We start from the raw sequence: 255 nt of genomic DNA, 5'->3' as shown, positions 1-255 counted from the left end.
TCTTCAGTTCCAAAACGGTCTCCCTGGACAGCCCGGTTATTTCTGCCACTTCATCCACGGGAAAGCCCCTCTTTAACGCTGTCCTTGCAACTTCAATCTTGCCCTCAATCTTGCCCTCAATCTTGCCCTCAATCTTGCCCTCAATCTTGCCCTCAATCTTGCCTCTCGTTTCACCTTCGAGCAAAGCTTGCCTCTTCATCTCGTCCAGTGTCCGTTCGATGTTGGTGATCACTTTCTCCACCTCCCTGGGGTCGG

1 pseudogene is annotated in these 255 nt (G+C 52.2%); it reads right to left on the bottom strand.

Annotated elements, in window-relative coordinates:
• Positions 1-232, bottom strand: a pseudogene (locus tag Pmgp_RS19470) (Rpn family recombination-promoting nuclease/putative transposase); the annotation flags it as partial.
• Positions 233-255 lie beyond the last annotated feature (23 nt).

This window comes from Pelotomaculum propionicicum (assembly GCF_004369225.1).
Taxonomy (GTDB): domain Bacteria; phylum Bacillota; class Desulfotomaculia; order Desulfotomaculales; family Pelotomaculaceae; genus Pelotomaculum_B; species Pelotomaculum_B propionicicum.
Note: the sequence above shows the minus strand (reverse complement) of the source record. Positions and strands in the feature narration are given on the sequence as shown.